This window comes from Spirillospora sp. NPDC048911 (assembly GCF_043198015.1).
Lineage (GTDB): Bacteria > Actinomycetota > Actinomycetes > Streptosporangiales > Streptosporangiaceae > Spirillospora.
Map to the genome: position 1 here is coordinate 87,524 of NZ_JBICUD010000003.1, position 21,312 is coordinate 108,835.

The following is a 21,312-nucleotide window of genomic DNA, read 5'->3' on the forward strand; positions in this document are numbered from 1 at the left end:
AACCGGGCGGACCGACTGCGGGCTTTCCACCGGCACGGGATCAACCCGCCTTGTCGGAGGCCGCGATCTTCGCCACCGCGGCGTCCACACTGATCGATCCCGACAGCAGCTGCTGGGACATCCGGCCCATGACGTCCTGGGTCTTGGCGGACAGCGCCACGTGCAGAGCCGGCTTGCCGGCCGGGATCTGAGCGCTGATCGCGGCCGCGGCGGGACCGCCGCCGACGATCTTTATTGACGTGTCAGCGGGGATCGATCCCGCGTCGGCGGAATACGCTCGCAACGCGTCGGCGCTGGTCAGAGAGTTGACCATGGCGGCTGCGAGGGCGGGGTTCTTCGTCCACTTCGCGACTCCGTACCCCACCCCGCCGTCGTAGGCGAGGCTCGGGACGGCGCCGGGGGTGACGACCGGCGCCAGCATCTCGCCCAGGTTGTCGGCGCCCAGCAGCGGGTTCATCTCGTGCCAGCCGCCGACATCCGACATCAGGCCGATCATGTTCGCGGACTTCCCGCCCTCGAACTTGATGAAGGCGTCCATGAAGAGGCCGGTGGAGTTGGGGCCCGAGGTGTTCAGGCCCTGGTCGTTGACCTGCTTCCAGAGCGAGAAGATCTTCTTCACGTTCGGGCTGTTCCAGTCCCGCTCGCCCGCGATCCACTTGTCGTACTCGCCGGGCGTGAGGATGCCGGAGCCCATGCCCGACATCCAGAACTGGATGCCGTAGCCCTCCTTGTTCCCCTGGGAGAAGCAGGGCACGCCGGCCGACTTCTTGATCGCGGCGCAGGCACCGAGCATCGCGTCCCAGGTGGTGGCCGGCTTGGCCGGATCGAGCCCCGCCTTCTGGTAGATCTTCTTGTTGTAGTAGATCGGGTGGCCCTGGAGCGTGATCGGCGCCGCGTAGATCTTGCCGCCCTTGGTGAACGCGTCCCAGCCCGCCAGCCGCGTCTTGTCCTGGGCGACGTACTGGTCCAACGGGAGCAGCGCGCCGACCCGGTCGCGCAGCTGGCCGCCGCCGTTGAAGAGCATCACGTCGGGGCCCTTGCCCGCCTGGATGGCCGCGCCGAGCAGCGTGTAGTACTGCTCGAACGGCTGGGCGACGAACTGTACGGTCGCGCCCGGGTTCTTCTTGACGAAGTCGGCCTTCGCCTTCGCGACGAACGCCGCCGCGTTCTTGTCGCTGGACTTCCAGTCCCAGACCACCAGCGTGCTGCCCCCCGAGGCTTTGGCACTGGACGAGGCCTTCGTTCCTCCGGCACTTCCACATCCCGCCAGGACCAGCACCGCCACCAGGGCGGCTGGCCAGAGTGCTCCCTGTTTCATCCATCGCTCGCTTCTCGAGGGGGTGGGATGGGCGCCCGTCAGATCCCGGTAAACGTAAGTCGTATGATGTCTGATGTCAACGTTTCCCCCATATACTTACGCGCGAGTCACGGAGGGGAAATGACCACATCGGAGCGACCGGCCGCACCGCCTCCGGCGTGGGCCCGGCGACCGGCCAACCTCGCCAGCGCGCTCGCGGTGGAGCTGGTGCAGCGCATCGTTCGCGGAGAACACCCCCCGGGCACGGCGCTACCCGCCGAGCCCGCCCTCTGCGAGACGTACTCCGTGAGCCGGACGACCGTCCGCGAAGCGGTGAAAATGCTGCAGGAGAAGGGGCTGGTGCAGGTCCGCCAGGGCGCCGGCACCATGGTGACGCCGGCGACGATGTGGAACATGCTGGACGAACTCGTCCTCGCCGCGAGCGTCGCCGAGGACGAGAGCGTCGCCATCCTCGACGACCTCGTCATCACCCGGCGCCTGCTGGAGGCCGACATGGCCAACGTCGCCGCCCGCATGGCCGAACCGGACGTCATCGATCGGCTGCGCGCACTCGTCGATCGGATGGACGAGCTGGTGGACGATCACATCTCCTACGCCGAGCACGACCGGGCCTTCCACGATGTGATCATGCAGACCTCCGGCAACCGTCTCGCGCGTGCCGTGGTCCGCGCGCTGGAGAGCCAGGTCGTCAACACGGCCCGGTACATGGGCGACCCCGACCCCGCGCAATGCGTCGCGTCCAACCGCGGCCATCGCCGCATCTACGAGCGCATCGCCGCCCACGACCCCGACGGCGCGGCCGACGCCGTCTTCACCCACATCACCGAAGCCTGGCTGGTCCGCCGCCCCGGCCCCGGAGATCCCGTGCGCCTTCAGCGTTAGGCGATCTCGGGCCCGCGCCCGTTCAGGTCCAGGTGGTGCTCCGTTCGGCGCGTACGCCACCGAGCAGCACCGGCACCACGCTGATCTTGACCAAGTAACTCCAGTTCTTGTCTGAGACACAGGCAGAGCCGAGATGTACTGCCCAGACAGGTTGGGCGGCGGTGATGGTCGTTAATACCAGCAGCGCGACGGGGGCTGGGCCCGCCGCGCGGCCGCGGCCTCACCCAGCATGACGTGGGAGAGGTTGCGCTGATGTCGAGGCTGCCGGTGGGCGCCCACTCCACATTCCCCCAGCTCGGGCGTCGCATCTCCCGATCAGCCCTGGCGGTGAAGCAGCCACCACCCAGCGCTCCGGAGGGGTCGCCCCGGGACGTCGAGCAGCATCGCGCCCACGCGCCCACGACGTTCCTGCATGCGACCAGCCGAGCTGGCTGAACTTCAGGCATGACCTGTGACAAGGGCCGACTTGACCAGCCATTTTGCCGCAACACTTCGTCCAGGGCCCGCCCCACTCGGGGTTGTGCGGCACGACCACTGTCCGCTGCGCGCCTGAGCCACCAGCAAGCATTCGGACGGCGCGTTAGTGTCGTGGGTCATAGGTGAGAAACAGCCCCATCGCTCACAAAGCGCCTGGCTGGAGGGAAGCCTTATGGCCGACTGGTCCCACGAGTACCGGCGGCACGGCTGGTGGCGGGAGGAGACCTTCCTCGACGACCTGCGCCGGCATGCCCGCGAACGACCCGCGGCGACGGCGCTCATCGGCCATCGGGCCGACGGCGCCCTCGACCTTGTCAGCTATGCCGACCTGCTCGCCGACACCGACCGCTACGCCGCGAGGCTGCTCGACATCGGGGTCGAACCCGGTGACGTCATCGCCGTCCAGCTCCCCGACTGGTATGAGCTCGTCCCGCTCGCTCTGGCCTGCGCCCGGGTGGGAGCGAGGTTCTGCCCGCTCATGCCGATCTACCGGCAGTACGAGCTGGCGCACATCCTCGCGCTGACCGAGGCGAAGGTCTGCGTCACCATGGCGGAGTGGGACGGCGACAGGCTGGCCGAGATCGTGGCCGGGCTGGACCTGCCGCATCTGGAGCACGTCCTCGTCGCCGGAGAGCCTCGCCCGGCCGAGACCGCCTCGCTCGACGACTTCCTCGAAGAGCACAGCGACACGACCCCCACGTCCGAGGTCGAACTCGCGCCGGACGACCCGTATCTCATCCTTTTCACCTCGGGAACGACGGGCGAGCCGAAGGGAGTGCTGCACAGCCAGAACACCCTGTACGCCGCCGCACGCGGATTCACCGACGCGATGGGCCTCGACGACGGGCTGGTCATGGAGGTCGCCCACGTCAACACGCACATGTCCGGGTTCGCGATGGGCCTGATGGTCCCGTTGCTGCTCGGGGGCACCGCGGTCTTCCAGGAGAGGTGGGACGGAGGGGTCGCTCTCGACCTCGCCCAGGAGCATGGCCTCACGCTCTTCTACGGCGCCGCGCCCTTCCTGACGGACGTGCTGGACGGCCAGCGCGAACGCCCCCGCGACCTGCGGAGCCTGCGCTGGGTGGTGACCGGATCGGCCCAGGTCCCGCCGCACATCGTGGACGAGGTCCAGGACGTCTTCGGCCTGCCGACCTACTCGTTGTGGGGCATGACGGAGAACGGCCCGGTCACGGTCACCCGGCCCGACGACCCGCCCGACTGGGGCGCGCACAGCGACGGGCGGCCGATCGAAGGCATGGAGCTGCGGGTCGATTCCCTGAAGGGTCGCGACGACGGCGCGGGCCGGCTCTGGGTGCGGGGAGCCGCCCAATGCCTGGGCTACTTCCGGCGGGACGAACTGTACGAGGCGGAGCTGGACGCCGACGGCTGGTTCGACACCGGGGACCTCGCCCGCGACGACGGCCGCGGCGGCATCCGCATCGCGGGCCGCGCCAAGGACATCATCATGTACAAGAGCCTCAACGTGCCCGTCACCGAGGTGGAGGCCGTCCTGGGACGGCATCCGAAGGTGCGTGAGGTCGCGGTCGTCGGCATCACTCACCCCGAAGTGCTCGAAGAGGTGTGCGCCGTGGTGCTTACGACCGGCGAGCCGCTCACGCTCGAGGAGCTGCACGAGCACATGCGGGCCTCCGGCATGAACGACTGGTTCTGGCCCCGGCGCCTGGAGATCGTCGAACGCATGCCGAAGACCGTCACCGGCAAGATCCGCAAGGTGGAACTGCGGCAGCGGTACGGCGGCGGATGAGCTCGCGGCGATCGCCGGCGATCGCGGCGGTCTGCGCCGGGGTGTTCCTCGGGGCGATCGACGTCCATCTGGTGAACGTGGCGTTCCCGCAGATGCTGAGGGATTTCCCCGGCACGGACCTCGCCGGGCTCTCCTGGGTCTTCACCGGCTACACGATCGCCTTCACCGCCGCGCTCCTCCCGGCGGGCGGCCTGGCCGACCGCTTCGGCCGCCGCCGCGTGTACCTGGCCGGGCTCACCGTCTTCGTGGCCGCGTCGGCCGGTTGCGCGATCGCCCCCTCTCCCGGAGTGCTGATCGCCGCGCGCCTCGTGCAGGGCGCGGGCGGCGGAGTGATCACCCCGCTGGCGCTCGCCTTGATCCTGCACTGGTTCACCGAGGAACGTCGCGGCACCGGCATCGGCCTCTGGAGCGCGACCCAGTCCGTCGCCATCGCCGCGGGTCCCACCCTCGGCGGCATCCTCGTCACGACCTGGGACTGGCGCACCATCTTCTGGCTGCACCTGCCCGTCGGCACGGCGGCCATCGCGTTCGGCCTCGCCACGCTCCCACCCGACCCCCAGAACAGCGATCCGGCGCTCCCCGACCTCCCCGGCCTGGGGCTCCTGGCAGCCGCGATCGGCCTCCCTTCCCTGGCGATCGCGCAAGGCCGGGCCTGGGGCCTCACGGACATCCGCACCGCGCTGGCCATGGCCGCCGGACTGGCCGCGGGCTGCCTCTTCTTCCGCCGCTCGATCCGGCATCCGGCCCCGCTGGTCGACCTCGACGTCCTGCGCGTGACCCGGCGGCCCAACGCGGCGATGTTCGTGCTGGGCCTGGTGATCTTCGCATTCCCGGTGGCTGCCGTGCTCTTCCTGACCGGCGTCTGGGGCTACAGCGAAGCACGCGCCGGTCTCGCCATCACCCCCGCGCCCGCCGTCCAGGTACTGGTGGCTCCGCTGGCAGGCCGCCTGATGCATCGAGTCGGCCACCGCGCGATGGCCCTCGGCGGCGCGGCCCTCCTCGGCGCGAGCGTCGTCCTCCCCGCCCTCGCCGCAGACCAAGCCCCCGCCTATCCCCAAGTCCTCCTGCCGGCATTGCTCGTCGCCGGAGCAGGCACCGCCGTACTCATGACCGCGTTGAGTGGTGCCGCGCTAGCGGACGTACCGCCCTCGCGCCTGGCCACCGGGACGGCCCTCTCGGTCACCTCACGAGCCTGCGGCGCGGTACTCGGCCTCTCCGCCCTGGCCGCCTTCCTAGCCGGAGCCCCGCGCGATTCCCTGAACGCCTACCAAACCGTCTGGTGGGCCATGGCCGTCCTTTGCCTCACCCTCCTGACCTCCTCCCTCCGTCTCCCCTTCCGCGCAAGTACCAGGGCTTGAGCGACAACCACTCGGCAAGTGGCGTCAGGGAGCCGTCAAGGGCGGAGTCACCGCCATCCATCGCGGCGATGCGGGCGGGCTCGTCGGGGTCAGTGGCGCGGGGCCCGCACGGGTCCGGTGTGCGGGCGGGCGGCGGGACGGTCGGCGAGGTGGCCGGCGAAGGCGGCGGCGATGACGAGGCGGACGTCGCCGCGCTGGGCCAGCCGTCCGGCGTAGGGGCGGCTGAGCAGCGCGGCGACGGCCGAGATCCCGAACGCGGTGCCGACGGCGAGGGCGGATCCGCCGAGTTCGGTGGTGATGAGCCGCGGCAGGACCGGGACGGCGGCGCCGAACGCGGTGAACGTGAGCAGCACGGCCGCGCACAGTCCGGCGAAGGCGCCCGTCCAAGGGTGGACGGTTCCGGTCACGGGATCCCTTCGTTGGCACCGCCGTCCACCAGTTGCACGGTGCCGGTGATGAAGCGCGCGTGCTCGGAGGCGAGGAAGGCGGCCACGGCGGCGAAGTCGTCCGCGTCGCCCACCCGGCCGAGAGGGATCCCCTTGGCGATCTCGGCGACGGCGGCGCCGGGGTCGGTGAACTGCCGTTCCAGCGCGGGCGTGCGGTGGTACCCGGGCGCCAGCACGTTCACGGTGATGTCGCCGGGGCCGAGCTCGTGCACCAGCGACTTGGCGAAGCCGACGAGTCCGGGCCGCGTCGCGTTCGACAGGCCGTACTTCGGGATGGGCCGCCGCACGGTCTCCGAGGCGACCATGAGGATCCGCCCCCACCCGGCGGCGCGCAGGTGTGGCAGCGCGGCCAGCACGAGCGCGACGTGCGGGATGAACGCGGTGTCGAGCGCGGTCCGGTAGTCGGCGGGCGCGAACGCGTCGACCGGGCCGGGGCGAGGCCCGGCGCCGTTGGTGACGACGACGTGCAACGCGCCCGCGTCCTGGACGGTCTCGGCGATCCAGGCCTCCGGTGCGCCGTCGTCGGTCAGATCGAGGGCACGGCTCCACACCCGGCCCGGCCCGGCCGCGCCGACCTCGCGCGCGGCGTCGGCGAGCCGGCCGGGGTCGCGGCCGCAGATCGCCACGTCGGCGCCCTCGGCGGCGAGCCGGCGGGCGACGGCGCGGCCGAGCCCGCTGCCGCCGCCGGCCACCAGGGCGACCTTTCCGGTGAGTCCGAGGTCCATGGTCACCTTCCCGTGGGGGCCGGGAGCAGCGGGTAGCGGTACCGGCCCAGCAGCGGCGCGGCGAGCACCGTGCCGGTGAGTGCCTCCCCGCGCGGCAGGCCCCGGATCCACTTGTCGTCCGGCCGGATCGCGACCTCGCCGCGCTGGAGACGGTCGGGGTTGCCGGTGACGGTGTGGTTCTCGCCGAGCGTCGCCACGCCGCCGGCGGTCACCGGAGGCGTGCCGGGCAGGCCCGCCCAGCGGCCGAGCGCGGCGAGGGCGCGGGCGGGCTCGGCGACGAAGTCCTCGTAGCGGAGCCTGCGGTACCGGCCGGGGAAGGCCGCGCCGATCCATTCGGACGCGATGTTGAAGCCGGTCCAGTAGGCGGTGCTGCGGCGGACGTCCATGGCCGGGATGTAGGCCTTGGCGCGCCGCCACGAGTACGCCGTGGCACGCGGGTCGCGGACGAGGTGCAGCGCGTACGCGTCGATCCCGTCCAGCCCGAACAGCGCGGCGGCCTCGGCGGGGAACTTGGAGCTGTCCACCAGGACGTCGGCGCCGAGCACGTCGGCGGCCGTCTCGTACAACGAGGTCATCGCGGCGAGGGTTTCCCGCACGTCGGCGTCCTGGACCGGCCGCCCCCGCGCCTCGGCGAGCCGGCGCCGCGTATGCCGGGTGCGCAGGTGGGCCTGATGACGTCGCTGGCGGTCGGCGGCGACCTCGCGCAGCTCGGTCTCGTCGGCGGCCGTGAGAGAGAGGACCTTGCCCCACATCTGGCAGGCGCGCAGGTCCTCACCGCAGCCGCAGGTGGGGTTGGTGCCGGTGCCGAGCACGCCGTTGGACCACAGGTAGGACAATTCCCCGACGTGGGCCACGCGCGGCAGCTCGCCGAGGATGTTGCCGAGCAGCGTGCTGCCCGACCGGCACCAGCCGGTGATGTAGAGCACCTTCACCGGAGGGCCTCCCCCAGGTCGGCGAGCACCAGGTGCTGGGGCAGGTGGACGGCCAGCCCGACCCGGCAGTACGCCTCGACGGTGTCGGGTCCGCCGTCGCCGCGCCGCAGCACCAGCCGGGACCGGGCCGGGTCGAGCAGCGTGGCGACGGCGCGGAAGTCGCCGAACAGCGCCTGGTGCCGATCGATCATGCGGGTGCGGGACACCCGGACGCCGACGGCGTTGAGGTGGGCGAGGCGGCCGTCCAGCGCGAGCCGCCAGTAGACGTCCGGGTGCACGACGACGCCGTCGCAGGACCCGCCGGTCTCCTCGACCAGCGCGGCGGCCCACGCCACGTCGTCGGCCAGGCGCCCGCGTCCCCGTGCGGTCCGGCGGCCGCGCACGTTGAGCAGCCCGGGAACGGCCCCGTCGGCGCTGCCGTGCAGCAGCACCTCGTTCTCCGCGGTGCAGAGCCGCACGACCACGCGGCGGTCGACGTGGGCGGCGAAGAGGTCGGGATGCCCGGTCAGCCCCTCGGGGAGCGCCACGGCGACGCGCACCTCGGTCACCCCGGCGTGCTCCAGCCGCGGTTCGAACGCCGACTCGGGGCTGGAGGCGTACGAGACGCCGGACCGCGACGGAGTGTCGGACCGGACGGGCTCGGTGACGTGCCAGGCCTGGTCCTCCCCGGCGAGGTCGCGGCTGCCCAGCAGATGCCGGACCGTGTAGCGGGGACGAGCGGTGAAGAAGGGGAAGGTCGTCGTCAGGGTGAGGGGCAGGTCGAGTTCGACCACGGGAGCGTCCGGCCGCGCGGCGGCGAGGGCGGCTGCCAGTTCACGGCCGGGAGAGGGGGCGGCCGGGTCCGCGGTCATCGGCGGGGCGACGGTCTGGGCGACGGTCGGCACGGGCATGCGGTCTCCTTCGGGCGGCTTCAGGCGGCGCGGGCTTCAAGGCGCGCGGACTTCAAGCGAGCGCGCGGGCTTCAAGCGAGCGCGCGGGCTTCAAGCGAGCGCGGACAGCACCTTGCGGACGGCGGTCACGAGGTCGTCGCAGTCGTCCAGGCCGAGGTTGGCCGACAGCGGGATGTCGATGGCCTCCCCCACGTATCTGGTGGTCTGCGGCAGCGCCGCACGGGCGGCGTCCGCGTCCGGGCCGAGCAGGAAGCGCCAGTTCCAGAAGGAGCGCACGTTCTTGTCACCGCGGTCGCCGAGCGCCCGCGCGTCCACGCCCTCGGCGCACAACGCCCGCGCGAACCACGCGCACTGCTCGGGCGTCGCGCCCTCCAGGCGGAAGACCAGGGCCTCACCGAGATAGGCGCCGGACGCCACCGGCCGGCGCAGCGCGATGCCGTCCACGCCGTCCAGGCGTTCGGCGACGTGTCCGTAGTTGCGCTGGTGCAGCGCGAGCCGCCGCGGGAGCCTGTCGAGGAGCGCGCCGGCGAGCGCGGCCCGGATCTCGTCCATCCGGAACGAGAAAATCGGGTAGGCGAGGTCGTCGACGGCGGGCGGTTCGCCCTCGAAGTGGCGGTTCATACGGTTCTCGTACGCGCCGCTGTAGACGACGGCGCGGGCGTGCGCCTCCTCGTCGTCGGTGAGCAGGAAGCCGCCCTCGCCGGTGTTCAGTGATTTGTCGGACTGCGTGCTGAAGGCCCCGAAGCGGCCGAACGTGCCAAGGTGCCGGTCGCCGATGCGCGCGCCCAGCGCCGGCACGGCGTCCTCGATGACGGGCACTCCCCACTCGCCGGCCAGGTCGCAGATCGCGGGCATGTCGCTGGCGAATCCGCGCATGTGCACGACGACGACGGCCTTGGCGCCCTCGCTGAGCACCCGCTTGAGGTCGTCGAGATCCAGGTGCAGGTCGGCGTCGCACTCCACCAGCACCGGCCGGTGCCCGGCCAGCAGGATCGCGCTCGGTGTGGCGGCGAAGGTGAACGCGGGACAGGCGACCGGGGAGCCCGGCTCCAGCCCGCAGGCCAGCAGGCCCAGCGCGATGGCCGTCGTGCCGCTGCTGCACGCCAGCGCGTGGGCGGTTCCGAAGTAACGGGAGAGACGGCGTTCGAACCGGCCGGTACAGGTGTCGGGATAGGGCCGGTGGTCGTATCGGAAGTACAGGCGGGAACGGACGGCCTCGGTCACGGCCGCCTCGTCCTCCGCGCTGATGAAGACGTCGCCCTTGTCGTAGGTGGGCCACGGTCCGGTCCGGACCGGAGACCCTCCCTCGACGGCGAGTCGTGCCTCCTGACTGGTGAACACGGTAGGTCCTCCACTCGTCGGCGCACGCCGGGCGGCCACTGATCGGCGGCCCGTCACCCGGGTGGCAGCGCCGAGCGTATGTAGAGGATGTCCACCCCAAGACGACTGGAACGTTCGCAGATTGACGGAATTATCAGGATTTGTTTCGACACTTGACTGATCCGCACTCGTTCCGTCGCGGCGCGTTCACAGACCGGGGTCGTCGTCGCCCAATTCGGCCGAATAGAGGCCGGCCGAATAGAGCAGGATGCCCCGGACGCTCGTCGGCGAGATACCGGCGAGCGCCTCGACCCGGCTCAGCCGGTAGTCGAGAGTCGAGCGGTGGATGCCCAGTGAACGGGCCGTGCGCCCACGATCGAGGTCGCTGCGGTAGAGCGTGCGCAGCGTCTCCCACAACTGCTCGTGGGAACGCACCACGGCGAGCCGCGACTCCAGCCGGTGACGCAGGTCGCCGCGTCCCGCCAAGGCGACGCCGACGGCCGCGTCGGTCAGGAACGCGACCTGGTCATGCTCCCCGAGACTCGTCAGCAGTCCGCCGATCCCGATGGCCTCCTCGATCGCGGCCTTGGCGTCGCCCGAGGTCACTGCCGCCAGTCCGGCCACGAACCCGCGGCCGTAGGCGGCGTGACAGGCCGCGACCAGCCGGATGGCGGCGTTGCGGACCGCGGGACGGCTCTCGGGGTCCTCGTCGTGCGGCGCGGGCAGCAGCGCGATCAGCCACTCCCGGTCCGGGGACGCGGCGCACATCCCGCCCGCCGGAAGCTGGCCGAGCACCCCCGGAGGCACCGCCCCGAACCGCACGGGCTCGGCGTCCGTTTCATCCGGCGGCACGACCGGCGAGAGCGCGGCGAGCACGCACGAACCGGGCATGTCGGTGCCCGCCACCCGCGCCACGCTGGCAACGTCGCCGCCGTTCCACAGCGTGGTCACGACCAGGTCGGCCACGGTACGGCCGCCGGCCCTGCCCATCTCGTCGATGTAGGCGCGGCGGAGCATGGTGGTGACGTGCGGCAGGATCTGCGCGGCCCCCGCGCAGACGCCGAGCAGGTCCTGCGCCGCACGCGGTCTTGCCACGTTCCAAAGATGGCGGAACAGGACTGTGAGCACGATCTGGCAGCAGTGTTCGAGTTCCTGCAGCGGGACCCAGTCGCGGGCGCACCGGCGGGCGACGTCCACGACCCGCCTGCGGTCGTGGCCGGAGGGTTCACCGGCGACCGCCACCTCCAGGAGGCGGCGCACCAGTTCGGGGACGATCTCCTCCCACTCGTAGCGGGAGCCGGCGGAATGCAGGGAGGAGGCCAGCACGGGCGCGGCGTCGGCGGCGACAGCCCGGACGAGGTGATCGAGGTCGAGATCGGGATCGAGGGCAACGGGCGGTACGGGAGACTTCGGCACGGGAACTCCACGAATGGCACGCGTCCTGGTGCGTGAAGGGCCACCTTGCGATTCCCGCGCCCGTCCCGTCCATGCACGCAGCGCGACAGCCGTACCGCACGCAGCGAACACGCCAGGTGATCAGATCAACGCGCCGGGTGGCCGGAACCGGTCATCCCCAGGTGGCCGCCAGTCGCGGATGGCGATGGCGTCGCCGATGCGGTGGACGCGGAGCACGTTGGTCGAGCCGGCGGTGCCGGGGGGCGAGCCGGCCACGATCACCACGCGATCGCCCTTCTGGACCTGCCCCAGCAGACCCTGCTCGACCTGGCGGACCATGTCGTCGGTGTGGTGGGCGTGCGGGACGATGAACGTCTCGGTGCCCCACACGTGGGCGAGCTGCCGAGGTCTTGGGCGCCGTCACCACCGCGGCGGCGGCGCATCTGCTCGCGGCACGGCCGGTGGAGGACGTCGACGAGGGCCTGGCGCGGACCGAGGACGGGCGGGCCTGGTGCGCTGAACAGCCGTACACCGTCCCGCCCGCCACCGAAGACGCGCTTGGCCGCGTCCTGTACGCGGTGCTGGGCGTGATCGGCCGCTATCTGAACCGTCCCGAGGTCAGCCTGAGCCTGGGCGAGTGGTTCGTCGCGGCGGCAAACGCCGAGCGCATCCCTTAAGCGACGCGGCTGCGATGCGGCAGGCCGCCCTGTGCTGCTTTCCGGGCGAGGACTCGGGCGGGGCAAAAGACGGTCGCCGTCCGGTTCGAGCAGTGCTGTCCTGACCGTCCGTCCGTGGCTCAATGTCTCTGGGGCCACACCAAATAGCATTCGATGTCATCGGTGATGAAGTACCTTGCCCTCTCCTCCACCAATCCTGTCTTGCAGTGGATATGCGCCTGCGGCGCATGCCTCTCGGCGATGATCTTGTTGGTGAAGTGGCCATACGGCGTTCCGTGCTGGGCGTCGCAATTGGCCGCGTGGATCTGGGTGAAAGGCATATCGGGAGTTCTGAGGGTCATGAGGTCGTCGCAGACATAGTCGGGGGATGGAGGGGAGGACGCATCGGCGTGTGCGGCGGTGCGTATGGCGGCCCCGGCGTGGGGTCCGATGAACAGCATTGCGGCGGGTGTGGCGGTGGCCGAGACAGCCAGCAGCGCGGTGGCCACCACGCGGGAAACGCCAGACATGCGGGGAGAACGGGGCATGATCGGTCCTCTCTCACGGGAGTGATGGAAACAGCCCACACTGAATACAGCAGACACCGAAAGTGTCTGTGTAGTTACACTGTGGAGTTGGTCGCGTCAGCCCAACTCCGCCTACGATGCGGTCCGTCCGGTTGCAGGTCGATCACCTTCATCGGGCGGTGTCCCCCAAGGCGACCGTCCACTTCGCCACGTATGAGCGGCTCAGGCCCGCGCCTGGAAGGTAGGACGAACTGACGCCTGTTTAGCGCAGGGCAGCAGGGCCGCCGCTGGCTACGCTGGACGCATGAGCAGCGACGACACCACTGTCCACACCTCTCCCAAATCCAACTCCACTCCCCGCCGTTGATGCCCTCGCCGGCGAAGACTCCCTCACCGCCGCGGCGCGAAGCGCCCATCATGGGCGCGGTTCCGGCCGGGGACCTGCCGACCGTATGGGAGATGGACCGCGAGGCCCGCGCCGGCCGCGAGGTCCCCCGGCGCGAGCGCGAGTCGATCCGCTCGTATCAGTACGCCGTAGGCGTCGAGGCGTGCTTGCTGTGGCTGTCGGCCCAGTACGAGGACGATCCACCCTGGTGACCGCGCCCCGAGACACGGAAAGGCACGGGCACTCGCTGCGTGCCCGGGCCTTTCTCTGAATGGCGCCCTAGTGCCAATCGCCGGAAATCCAACGAACCCGGTTCTGGCCTGGAGTGGCAGGCTCGTCCCCGACCCGGAGCAATAGCCACCTCCACTGTAGGTGCGGCATTGCGGATCGGCGGATTGTACGGGGCTCGCGGGCATCAGGACCGTTGCACCGGCACTCAGTCCGTAAAGCATTCAGGCCCGCGCCGCCCTGCAGACCCGCGCGCATGGACAGCAGACCCTTGCCGACGCTCTGACCGCAGCGTCGAGCAGCTGCGGGAGGTGCACCAGGCCCGCAACCTGTGACACAAGGCCACCGAGGCCGACCGCATCGCGGCGATGCGTGCGCGCTGCGAACCGACCTGAATCTGAGCTTCCAGGTAGGCGGCGGCTGCTTCCTCCAACGCCTTGTAGGCGGCGGACGCCCAACGCGACTACGCCCAGGGCGACGGAGCTCCTGACACCGACGGCCTCACCCTGGACAACCTCACCCAAGGCACTCTGAAGTCCTACGTCGGGATGGCCAATGGGCTCTACCCCCCGCCCCGGCGTCCCTGGCACCGAACTGTGGTGGCGCGGCCCCGGCGACAACGGCACCCGCGAAGTCCTTGGCCGCGTCGCTCCGCCACCACATGGATGGCCAATGGCAACGCCGGCGCGTTGGAGGCCCTGCGGGACTCGATCGTTCTCGCCCTGGAGGTCGAGGGCCCTGCCGGAGCCCAGATCCGTACGTCTTTGGACGAGGCGGTGGCCTACTACGCGCGCTGCACTACTCCGCATCGCCGCCCGGCCTCTTGGCCGCCGAGGTGCATCAGGTCCGGCACCTGGTGAACGGGATGCTCACACAGCAGCTCGGTGAAGACGTCCGCCGCGAACTGCGCCGACTCGCTGGATGGCTGTCCGCGCTCGTCGGAAGTCTCGCATTCCACCTGGACGACGTCGCCGCCGCCGCCAGAGTGCATATGCAAACCGCTGGCAGGCTCGCCGACGCGACCGGTGAGGCATGGCTGAGCTGCTGGACGCTGGGCGCCCGCGCAATGATCGCCCACCACCAGGATGACCACCAGCTCGCCGTCGAGCTCGGTGAGCACGCGCGTACGACCTGGCCGACACGCCGCTGCGGCGCGCGCAGATGGCCGCGTGGGCGCTACTGCGGCCGCCGCAGCGCTCAAGCGCGGTGACGTTGCCCCGATTGCCGCGCAGACGCAGGACGCGATGGCCGCCGCCGCCAGCGGGCCCGTCGGCAGATACCCGACCCGGGATCGGCACCTGCTGGCCGAGCAGGCTGTAGGAGGAGGTGCGGGACTGCTAGGGACCTCCACGCCGGGCCGGTACCGCCGCTGGCCAGCCGCATCATCAAGGTCGCCAACGCCTACGACGATCACAATCAGGGAGCCGCCGCGCTCGAGCAACTACGCCTCGACTCGTCCGACGAATACGACCCGACCGTCGTTGAGCCCCTCAGCCGCATCGTCGCGCGCTGACCTTCGAAGACCCGCGAGCACCGGCTGCCTCACTGAACATGACTCTCGCTGATATGTCCGGTGCGTTGTGGACCGCGAGCAATGGTCGACCTTTCACATTTCTCGTCTGGGATGCGGGCTGAAAGCAAGGCGGTCAGTCGCAGGGAAGGGACCGCGGGAGCCCGAACCACGGAAGGACGCTGTTGTCGAAACGGGTCACGGCGCTGATCCGATCGCCGGCCAAGGTGAGGACCACGAGCCCCGTCCCACGCCGGATGCCATCGCTGCCCGAGCGCAGATAGGTACCGAATGCCGGTTGGCCGTTCGCGCGCGTAGGCACCAGGTGGTACTTCCGGTTGGCGCTCATGAGCGCGGCGTAGAACCCGGCGACGGCGTCGCGGCCGAGGTACTCGAGCGGCATCGGCGGCATGGAGATGCGAGCGTCGCCGGTGAGCAGGCCGACCAGGGCGTCGACGTCGCCGGATTCGTAGGCACGGGCGAACTTCGCCACGAGTGCCTCTTCGGCCGGCGAAACGGGCGCAGGTGGTGAATCGTCCATCCCGCTCGGCGGGATTCGCCGGTGCAGCGTGGCGCGTGCCCGTTTGAGCGCGCTGTTGACCGAATCGACGGAGGAGTCGAGCATGTCGGCGACCTCGGCCGCCGGGTAGCCGAGCACCTCGCGCAGGATCAGGACGGCACGTTGGCGTGCCGGCAGGAGCTGCAGCGCGGTGACGAACGCCAGCGAGATGGACTCCTTCTGTTCATAGCGTGCTTCCGGTCCGAGCGGCGCGGCGATCGCACCGTCGAGGAGAGCGTCAGGGTAGGGCTCCAGCCACACGACTTCGCCGAGCCGGCTCGGCTCCGGCGGTTCGATCTTGGGCACATCCCACTCCTTCGCCGGGCGACGGCCGGCCGAGCGAATCGCGTTGAGGCACTGGTTCGTGGCGATCCGGTACAGCCAGGTGCGGATCGAGGCACGCTCCTCGAACCGGTCGAGTGCCCGCCACGCCGCGAGCAGCGTGTCTTGCAGAGCGTCCTCGGCGTCCTGGAACGAGCCGAGCAGCCGGTAGCAATGCATGTGCAGCTCCCGGCGATGTGGCTGGGTCAGCTGCCGGAACGCCTCGCCATCGCCGGCCCGCGCCCTCGCGATCAGCTCGCTCGCTGTCACGTCTCATCACCCCACCTGGTGTCCGTTCTTGCCGGCCCTTCTCCGGTTCTGACACCGGGCCGGCCGAGAACTGGGCGCTCCACGCCCGCCCAGTTCCTCCACAGCGTGGCGTCTGCACCATCGACAGCTCGATTCCACCTCATGAGGAGCACACATGACATTCACGGACAAGACAGTCCTGGTCACCGGAGCCAACCGCGGCATCGGAAGGGCGCTGGTCGAGGAGGCGCTGAGCAGGGGCGCCCAGCGGGTCTACGCCGGCACACGGCAGGCCCTGAATCCTACGGATGAGCGCGTCACCCCCCTGGTCCTCGACCTGACGGATGCCGCCCAGATCAACCTCGCCGCCCAGACCGTTGATTCGCTCGACGTCCTGATCAACAACGCGGGCGTCTACGGCTATGAGGACCTGGCCGATCGAGCCGCCCTCGAACATCATCTCGCGGTCAACCTCTTCGGCCCCTACGCCGTCACGCAGGCCTTCCTGCCCCGGCTCATCGAATCACAAGGCGCGATCGTCAACGTGCTGTCATTGGCTGCGGTGGCCGCCCTGCCCATCAGTCCCGCGTATTCGATCTCCAAGGCGGCCGCCTTCTCGTGGACGCAGTCGCTGCGTGCCACTCTCGCCGGCCAGAACGTGCACGTCCACGCCGTACTGCCCGGTCCCGTGGACACCGACATGGTGCGCGACCTCGAGATCCCGAAGACCTCACCACAGTCGGTAGCCGCAGCCATCCTCGACGCGCTGGACAAGGGAGAGGACGAGATCTTCCCCGATCCCTTCTCACAGGCACTCGCCGATGGCTGGAACAGCGGGGCGGTCAAGGCGCTCGAACGTCAGAACGCGGCGCTCGTCGACGACGCCCAGAACCAGTAGCGGAAGGGCATACCAATGAGTACAAGTCTGCTGCTCCAGGACAAGACGGCCGTGATCTACGGAGCCGGCGGCGCCATCGGTCACGCCGTCGCCAGAACATTCGCACGCGAAGGCACCCGCCTCTTTCTCACAGGGCGCACCCTGTCGAAGGCGGAGGTACCGGCCAAGGAGATCGTCGCCGACGGCGGAGTGCCCGAGGCCGCGCAGGCCAACGCGCTCGACGAGAACGCCGTGGCCGAGCACCTCGACACGGTGATCGAGAAGGCGGGCGGCGTCGACATCTCGTTCAACGCCGTCGGGCTCCGCAACACCACGCTGCAGGGCGTTCCGCTCGTCGATCTGGGCGTCGAGGAGTTCATGCGACCCGTCACCGAGCACGTGCGCGCGCGTAAGAGCGTGCTGGACACCAGCACCGTGTGCCGGGCACGAGGGCGCGGATCGGGCCGACCACGACCGCCGCTCGCCGAGCTCGATCCAGCCGACCCGCGGTTCCTACAGCCAGCGCACGGTGTGAACGGCTGCCCCATCTGCAGGCGCAAGTGCACCCAGTCCAAGAGTGACCGGGCGCACGTGCCCGCACCGCGTACCTCGCGCGACTGGTAGCACGCGATATTCGAACCAATGGGGCTCATCGTGTTGACGGGTCCACCATGCGGGCGCAAGTCGACCTGAGCCCAAGGGCAACGCCAAGCCGAGCGACACCGTGGTGGACCTCGATGCCTTGGCCGCCGCGCTCGCCTCGCCGGCCACCGATCCCTGCCGGCCCCGGCCGGGCTGAGCGCGTCCCGGCGAACCAGGCCTATGCATGGACACGATGAACTCACTGCTATGACCTGTTCGGCGCCACCGCCGCTGGCGCTGAATGACCGATTAGTTGGACGAGTTTGTCCAGGTCACGGGCGGGACGGCTGTACGACCAGCGGGGGTGGCCTGTAGTTGATGAAGGCGGAGCCGTCGAGCGACAGGGCGGCGGCCGCTTTGTTCAGCGATCGTGCTGTGGTGGCGTGCCAGTGGCCGGTCCGGACCCGCTTTTCGACGGACTGGAGGGAAGCCACGTATTCCGCGGCCGTGAAATTGCAGTGGCCGACTCGGTTCACGTAGGCCTGGCGCAGGAGAGCCGATCGCCTGGCGTTGCGCACGGCGGCGGCGTACTCGTTCTCCTGCTCGACCGGGACGAGCTGGTCGGCGATGGTGTGGATGGACAGGGCCGGGACCTTCAGCCGGCCGGTGGGTTGCGAGGTCCGGGTCATCCACGCCAGCGGCTGGGGCTCGACCTGCTTGGCGGCCGCGGCGGTGAGCCGGGACAGGTCGCCCTTCAGGCTCAGTCCCGCTTCGCGGTAGAGAGCCTTGATCTGCTTGAGGTTGGCCGACGACCGCAGGAGCCGGGAGTAGTTCAGACCCTTGTTCCAGGCGTTGTCGCCGCCGGCCGCAAGGTTGATCCAGTAGCGCGCGCCGAAGGTGAAGTTGAGAACTCCCGAGGCGAACCATTGGTACTGCTGGAGTTGCTGGGCCGTGTAGTCGTTCGGACCCGGCGGTGCTGCCCCGGATGACCAGGCGGGCAAGTTGTGCAGCGCGGCGATGAGGGCGTTGCGGGCACGCCCAGCGGGTGTGGCCTGGGCACCCGTCACGGCCTGGGTGAGCTTGGCTGCGGCACTCGATGCTTCGCCTGGGCTGGTGTAGTTGGTGAGCTTGATGTTCTGACCCGGCGCGAGCAGGGTGGCCACTGCGTGCCCGGCGTTGAGCTGGTAGTTGGTGAGGTCGACGCCGCCCGCCACGATGCCGCAGGTGTTGAGCGCCCCGTTGACCGCGCCGGTTTCGGCGAGCTTGGCGCTGACCAGGCCGCCCATGGACTGGCCCAGCGCGAAGGTGAGGCGGGGACGTCCGATGATCGCTGAAAGGGCGTCGACGGTTCCGATCTGGTCTCGTACGGCACTGTCCAGGGCCCACAGCGAGCCCGGAGCGTAGGACGAACCCGCCAGCGCATAGCCTCGGGCGAGCAACGCCTCACCGACGGCCGCGCTGGGCCGGTTCTGCGCGACCAGAGGGCCGAACCCATGGCTGAAAAGGACGAGCCGTCCGTTCCATCTGGCCGGCACATCCGCCACCCAGCTGGACCCGTCGGGCAGCGTGCCTGTGTAGTGGGCAGTCGCGTCGGAGGCCTGGACGACGCCCGGAGTCAGTGCCGCAGTTGCCGCGATGGCAGCGGCCATCATCGCTCGCCATAGCCGTGGCATGGACGGATCCTTTCCGGCCACAAGCGATGCCCCCGGAAACCTCATGGCCCATGCATGAGCGGACGCCGCCGAAGCTAGACAAAATCCTGATGACAGTCAATAGACTGCCCAACTTGCCTCCTCGCACAGTCGCAGGAAGCCGCCCAGATGACATGGATGACCACCCCCGCGCCTGTGGCGCCGCCGCACTCACCCGGGCTCCACCGAACCGCACTGGTCAACCCCCTCGACCGGTGGGGGTGCTGTCGATCCCGCGGAAGGAGACCGCATGGGTGGCATGGAAGACGCCGGGAATCGCATTGTCCTCCGCGGTCGTCAGGCCACCGCCGACGTGTTGTGCCCGGTCGATGGGCAGTACCTTCAGCCCCGCACGGCACAGGCAGGCCCGCGTGATGGGCCAGTTGTGCCCTGCCCCGATGATGACGCCGTCGTACTCCTCGAGAAACCCCATTGAACTTACCTTCCTGGCGGTGCCGAGCTGAAAATCCAATACGGCGCGAAAGGACGACACCTGAAGCTCCTGGCAGGGGCGGTTGTTCTGTTCCGCATCTACCAGGAGCTTCACTCGACCTCGGCCCCCGCAACCAGGCTGACCAGCCCGCCGATCGGATCAGGCCGTGTAGACCGGTGTGAGGTCGAAGAAAACGCGGCAGTCCGTGATCAGGCCATCGTCGCGGATGCGCAAGATCGACACCGCTGGGACGGTGACGTTCTTGTCATCGAGACGGCGGAAGGTCACTTCTGTCTCAGCGATGGTGTCGGCGCCGTCGCGCCAGTCATTGACGATCCGGTGCCGCAGGCCGCCGATGGTGGAAAAGAACCCCGTGATTCCCGCTGTGATGGCCTCGCGGCCCACCAGCGGCTGAGGTCCACAGATCCCCTTGGTTGGCGACCAGAGTCTCAAGATTGCCGCCCGCCAACCGCCGCTGGGAGGCGGGTCCGCGCAGCAGCTCGGCAAGCAGCGATTGGAGGCGGGCGCCATGGTGGGTCCCCGTGCCCGGCCTGGCCACGGTGAGGGAGTCCCACTCCCACGCAACGGTCGAGTGCAGTGGCAAGGGTTCGGGTGGTCTCTTGTGCCATCGCATGGTTGATGATCCACGCTGGACGACCAGGCAGGCCAACCGATTCCAGTGGAAGCAGTTCCTCGTCAGGGAGCCGGAGGGGCGGTTGCGGTCGGGAGGAGGCCATGGGTGGCCGGCCACGCCTGGATGTCGGCGAGCGCGAACGTCGGGGTATTCAGCTGCGTCGAGCCGACGGGCTCGGGGAAGTCGTGGTGGCATCGTCGCCAGTTGCCGACGGCGGCGCGGCCGACGCCGGCGAGCCTCGCGATTTCGGCGAGGTTGATCGGGTCGGGCTGCGTGTGATCGATCATCGGGCTGCCTCATCAACGGTCGCGGCCTTCAGCCGCGGCTTGTGGAAGGTCTCGGCGACGTGGCCGTTCTTGGTGCGGCAATGCGTGCCTGCCACGGCGCTGCAGGTGGTGCACGGCTCCTGCTTGGCCCGGGGATTGGATCGCGGCGTGGCGTGCCCGCGCTAGCCGGTCGGCGGCTCGTTTGGAGACCCAGTCGTCGATGCCGGGAAGGTCTTTGATCCCGTCCAGGTAGGAGATGCCGGGCTCGTTGTTGCGCCAGGGTTCCTCGTCCTCGCGCGCGAGCATCAGGATCTGCCGCATGGACAAGACCGTGGACAGTCGTTTGCCCCAGGTCGCGGGGTCTTCGCCGTATGCGCGGCTGCCCCAGGGTTCGCGGTTGTGCATCGACAGGAACGGCTTGAGCGGCCGGTCGTCGGTGATGATCTGGTCGGTCTCGGCGACGTCGTTGCTGAGGCGGGCGAGCTCGTCGCCGAACAAGGCCGGGCGCGCACACACGTTGTCGCCGAGTTCGACCGGTACGCCGGGGCGTTCGGCGGCGATCGCCAGCTGCCGCAGCCAAGTCGCTGCGGCGTTCAGGTGCACGGCTAGCTCGTCCAGGCCGATTCGCTGGCCGTTTGAACAGGTATTTCACATCGGGGCCGTCAGGAATCGTCGAACTCACCGGTTCGCCCTCCACATCAACGACGGCCGCCCAGGTCGGCCGTTCGGCTTGCGTCGCAAGGTCGGGGTTCGGAGGGTTACCGGAAGGACACCCGCGCCAGTACCGCGCACATCTCGCCCTTGGGAAGGTCGGGCGCCGCCGGGCCGTACAGGAACACGTGCTGGACCTGGTCGAGGAGCTCCCACCAGTCCTCGGGCAGCCGTA

At 69.9% G+C, this 21,312-nt stretch carries 22 protein-coding genes and 1 pseudogene; 7 read left to right on the top strand and 16 right to left on the bottom strand.

The annotated features are described in order from the left end of the window. Positions 1 to 40 precede the first annotated feature (40 nt). Positions 41 to 1,318: an ABC transporter substrate-binding protein gene (locus ACGFNU_RS14605; RefSeq protein WP_392593678.1), complete on the bottom strand. Its 1,278-nt coding sequence runs from the start codon at positions 1,316 to 1,318 to the stop codon at positions 41 to 43. A gap of 120 nt (positions 1,319 to 1,438) precedes the next feature. Between ACGFNU_RS14605 and ACGFNU_RS14610 the strand changes: the two genes are divergently transcribed. From ACGFNU_RS14610 to ACGFNU_RS14620, 3 genes are all read left to right on the top strand, one after another. Then, entirely contained in the window at positions 1,439 to 2,200 is a 762-nt protein-coding gene (locus tag ACGFNU_RS14610) for a FadR/GntR family transcriptional regulator (protein ID WP_392593680.1), read from the top strand. A gap of 649 nt (positions 2,201 to 2,849) precedes the next feature. Next, positions 2,850 to 4,442 (top strand): AMP-binding protein, encoded by a 1,593-nt coding sequence (locus ACGFNU_RS14615; protein WP_392593682.1) that lies wholly within the window; start codon positions 2,850 to 2,852, stop codon positions 4,440 to 4,442. Next, positions 4,439 to 5,800, top strand: coding sequence for an MFS transporter (locus ACGFNU_RS14620; RefSeq protein ID WP_392593684.1), 1,362 nt, complete (start codon positions 4,439 to 4,441; stop codon positions 5,798 to 5,800). Before ACGFNU_RS14615 ends, ACGFNU_RS14620 begins: the two co-directional genes overlap by 4 nt. An 89-nt stretch (positions 5,801 to 5,889) precedes the next feature. On the opposite strand, the gene ACGFNU_RS14625 is transcribed toward ACGFNU_RS14620, so the two are convergent. The 7 genes and pseudogenes from ACGFNU_RS14625 to ACGFNU_RS14655 all read right to left on the bottom strand — a co-directional run. Next, a complete protein-coding gene (locus ACGFNU_RS14625) occupies positions 5,890 to 6,207 on the bottom strand; it encodes a hypothetical protein (RefSeq protein ID WP_392593685.1) in 318 nt (105 codons plus the stop codon). Continuing rightward, the gene (locus tag ACGFNU_RS14630) at positions 6,204 to 6,971 is read right to left on the bottom strand and encodes an SDR family NAD(P)-dependent oxidoreductase (RefSeq protein ID WP_392593687.1); all 768 of its coding nucleotides are present in this window, start codon (positions 6,969 to 6,971) and stop codon (positions 6,204 to 6,206) included. The genes ACGFNU_RS14625 and ACGFNU_RS14630 overlap by 4 nt, the downstream gene beginning before the upstream one ends. 2 nt (positions 6,972 to 6,973) lie before the next feature. Further along, positions 6,974 to 7,903, bottom strand: a complete 930-nt coding sequence (locus ACGFNU_RS14635) for a sulfotransferase (protein WP_392593688.1) — start codon at positions 7,901 to 7,903, stop codon at positions 6,974 to 6,976. After that, entirely contained in the window at positions 7,900 to 8,793 is an 894-nt protein-coding gene (locus tag ACGFNU_RS14640; RefSeq protein ID WP_392593690.1) for a family 3 encapsulin nanocompartment shell protein, read from the bottom strand. Before ACGFNU_RS14640 ends, ACGFNU_RS14635 begins: the two co-directional genes overlap by 4 nt. Positions 8,794 to 8,883: 90 nt before the next feature. Further along, complete coding sequence (locus tag ACGFNU_RS14645; RefSeq protein WP_392593692.1) at positions 8,884 to 10,134, bottom strand: DegT/DnrJ/EryC1/StrS family aminotransferase; 1,251 nt, start codon at positions 10,132 to 10,134, stop codon at positions 8,884 to 8,886. Between the two features lie 186 nt (positions 10,135 to 10,320). After that, the gene (locus ACGFNU_RS14650; protein ID WP_392593694.1) at positions 10,321 to 11,529 is read right to left on the bottom strand and encodes a PucR family transcriptional regulator; all 1,209 of its coding nucleotides are present in this window, start codon (positions 11,527 to 11,529) and stop codon (positions 10,321 to 10,323) included. Positions 11,530 to 11,649: 120 nt separating this feature from the next. After that, positions 11,650 to 11,910, bottom strand: a pseudogene (locus ACGFNU_RS14655) (pyruvate kinase alpha/beta domain-containing protein); the annotation flags it as partial. Between the two features lie 8 nt (positions 11,911 to 11,918). Between ACGFNU_RS14655 and ACGFNU_RS14660 the strand changes: the two are divergent. Further along, complete coding sequence (locus tag ACGFNU_RS14660; RefSeq protein ID WP_392593696.1) at positions 11,919 to 12,185, top strand: hypothetical protein; 267 nt, start codon at positions 11,919 to 11,921, stop codon at positions 12,183 to 12,185. Positions 12,186 to 12,304: 119 nt separating this feature from the next. Here the strand turns inward: ACGFNU_RS14660 and ACGFNU_RS14665 are convergent, their stop codons facing one another. Then, on the bottom strand, positions 12,305 to 12,694 hold the full coding sequence (locus tag ACGFNU_RS14665; protein ID WP_392593698.1) for a hypothetical protein: 390 nt from the start codon (positions 12,692 to 12,694) through the stop codon (positions 12,305 to 12,307). Positions 12,695 to 13,108: 414 nt separating this feature from the next. Here ACGFNU_RS14665 and ACGFNU_RS14670 point away from each other — a divergent pair, with 414 nt between their 5' ends. Beyond that, positions 13,109 to 13,288: a hypothetical protein gene (locus ACGFNU_RS14670; RefSeq protein WP_392593699.1), complete on the top strand. Its 180-nt coding sequence runs from the start codon at positions 13,109 to 13,111 to the stop codon at positions 13,286 to 13,288. A gap of 800 nt (positions 13,289 to 14,088) precedes the next feature. Here the strand turns inward: ACGFNU_RS14670 and ACGFNU_RS14675 are convergent. Beyond that, positions 14,089 to 14,424, bottom strand: coding sequence for a hypothetical protein (locus tag ACGFNU_RS14675; RefSeq protein ID WP_392593701.1), 336 nt, complete (start codon positions 14,422 to 14,424; stop codon positions 14,089 to 14,091). 526 nt (positions 14,425 to 14,950) lie between these two features. Further along, complete coding sequence (locus ACGFNU_RS14680) at positions 14,951 to 15,964, bottom strand: sigma-70 family RNA polymerase sigma factor (RefSeq protein WP_392593703.1); 1,014 nt, start codon at positions 15,962 to 15,964, stop codon at positions 14,951 to 14,953. Positions 15,965 to 16,118: 154 nt separating this feature from the next. On the opposite strand from ACGFNU_RS14680, the gene ACGFNU_RS14685 reads away from it, so the two are divergent. Both ACGFNU_RS14685 and ACGFNU_RS14690 read left to right on the top strand, forming a co-directional pair. Further along, on the top strand, positions 16,119 to 16,841 hold the full coding sequence (locus ACGFNU_RS14685) for an SDR family NAD(P)-dependent oxidoreductase (protein WP_392593705.1): 723 nt from the start codon (positions 16,119 to 16,121) through the stop codon (positions 16,839 to 16,841). 15 nt (positions 16,842 to 16,856) lie between these two features. Further along, positions 16,857 to 17,444, top strand: coding sequence for an SDR family NAD(P)-dependent oxidoreductase (locus ACGFNU_RS14690; RefSeq protein WP_392593707.1), 588 nt, complete (start codon positions 16,857 to 16,859; stop codon positions 17,442 to 17,444). A 290-nt stretch (positions 17,445 to 17,734) separates the two neighbouring features. On the opposite strand, the gene ACGFNU_RS14695 is transcribed toward ACGFNU_RS14690, so the two are convergent. The 5 genes from ACGFNU_RS14695 to ACGFNU_RS14715 all read right to left on the bottom strand — a co-directional run bounded on the left by ACGFNU_RS14695 (position 17,735) and on the right by ACGFNU_RS14715 (position 21,029). Next, on the bottom strand, positions 17,735 to 19,075 hold the full coding sequence (locus tag ACGFNU_RS14695; RefSeq protein WP_392593709.1) for a hypothetical protein: 1,341 nt from the start codon (positions 19,073 to 19,075) through the stop codon (positions 17,735 to 17,737). A gap of 217 nt (positions 19,076 to 19,292) precedes the next feature. After that, a complete protein-coding gene (locus ACGFNU_RS14700) occupies positions 19,293 to 19,640 on the bottom strand; it encodes a hypothetical protein (RefSeq protein ID WP_392593710.1) in 348 nt (115 codons plus the stop codon). A 45-nt stretch (positions 19,641 to 19,685) separates the two neighbouring features. Beyond that, complete coding sequence (locus ACGFNU_RS14705; protein ID WP_392593712.1) at positions 19,686 to 19,931, bottom strand: nuclear transport factor 2 family protein; 246 nt, start codon at positions 19,929 to 19,931, stop codon at positions 19,686 to 19,688. Positions 19,932 to 20,222: 291 nt separating this feature from the next. After that, a complete protein-coding gene (locus ACGFNU_RS14710; RefSeq protein WP_392593714.1) occupies positions 20,223 to 20,447 on the bottom strand; it encodes a hypothetical protein in 225 nt (74 codons plus the stop codon). A 12-nt stretch (positions 20,448 to 20,459) separates the two neighbouring features. Continuing rightward, entirely contained in the window at positions 20,460 to 21,029 is a 570-nt protein-coding gene (locus ACGFNU_RS14715; protein ID WP_392593716.1) for a hypothetical protein, read from the bottom strand. Positions 21,030 to 21,312: the final 283 nt, after the last annotated feature.

Coding starts and splice junctions, on each gene's coding strand:
- ACGFNU_RS14605 (WP_392593678.1), bottom strand. CDS start 1,318: ATGAAACAGGGAGCACTCTGGCCAGCCGCCCTGGTGGCGGTGCTGGTC.
- ACGFNU_RS14610 (WP_392593680.1), top strand. CDS start 1,439: ATGACCACATCGGAGCGACCGGCCGCACCGCCTCCGGCGTGGGCCCGG.
- ACGFNU_RS14615 (WP_392593682.1), top strand. CDS start 2,850: ATGGCCGACTGGTCCCACGAGTACCGGCGGCACGGCTGGTGGCGGGAG.
- ACGFNU_RS14620 (WP_392593684.1), top strand. CDS start 4,439: ATGAGCTCGCGGCGATCGCCGGCGATCGCGGCGGTCTGCGCCGGGGTG.
- ACGFNU_RS14630 (WP_392593687.1), bottom strand. CDS start 6,971: ATGGACCTCGGACTCACCGGAAAGGTCGCCCTGGTGGCCGGCGGCGGC.
- ACGFNU_RS14640 (WP_392593690.1), bottom strand. CDS start 8,793: ATGCCCGTGCCGACCGTCGCCCAGACCGTCGCCCCGCCGATGACCGCG.
- ACGFNU_RS14665 (WP_392593698.1), bottom strand. CDS start 12,694: ATGTCTGGCGTTTCCCGCGTGGTGGCCACCGCGCTGCTGGCTGTCTCG.
- ACGFNU_RS14670 (WP_392593699.1), top strand. CDS start 13,109: ATGGGCGCGGTTCCGGCCGGGGACCTGCCGACCGTATGGGAGATGGAC.
- ACGFNU_RS14685 (WP_392593705.1), top strand. CDS start 16,119: ATGACATTCACGGACAAGACAGTCCTGGTCACCGGAGCCAACCGCGGC.
- ACGFNU_RS14690 (WP_392593707.1), top strand. CDS start 16,857: ATGAGTACAAGTCTGCTGCTCCAGGACAAGACGGCCGTGATCTACGGA.
- ACGFNU_RS14695 (WP_392593709.1), bottom strand. CDS start 19,075: ATGCCACGGCTATGGCGAGCGATGATGGCCGCTGCCATCGCGGCAACT.
- ACGFNU_RS14710 (WP_392593714.1), bottom strand. CDS start 20,447: ATGATCGATCACACGCAGCCCGACCCGATCAACCTCGCCGAAATCGCG.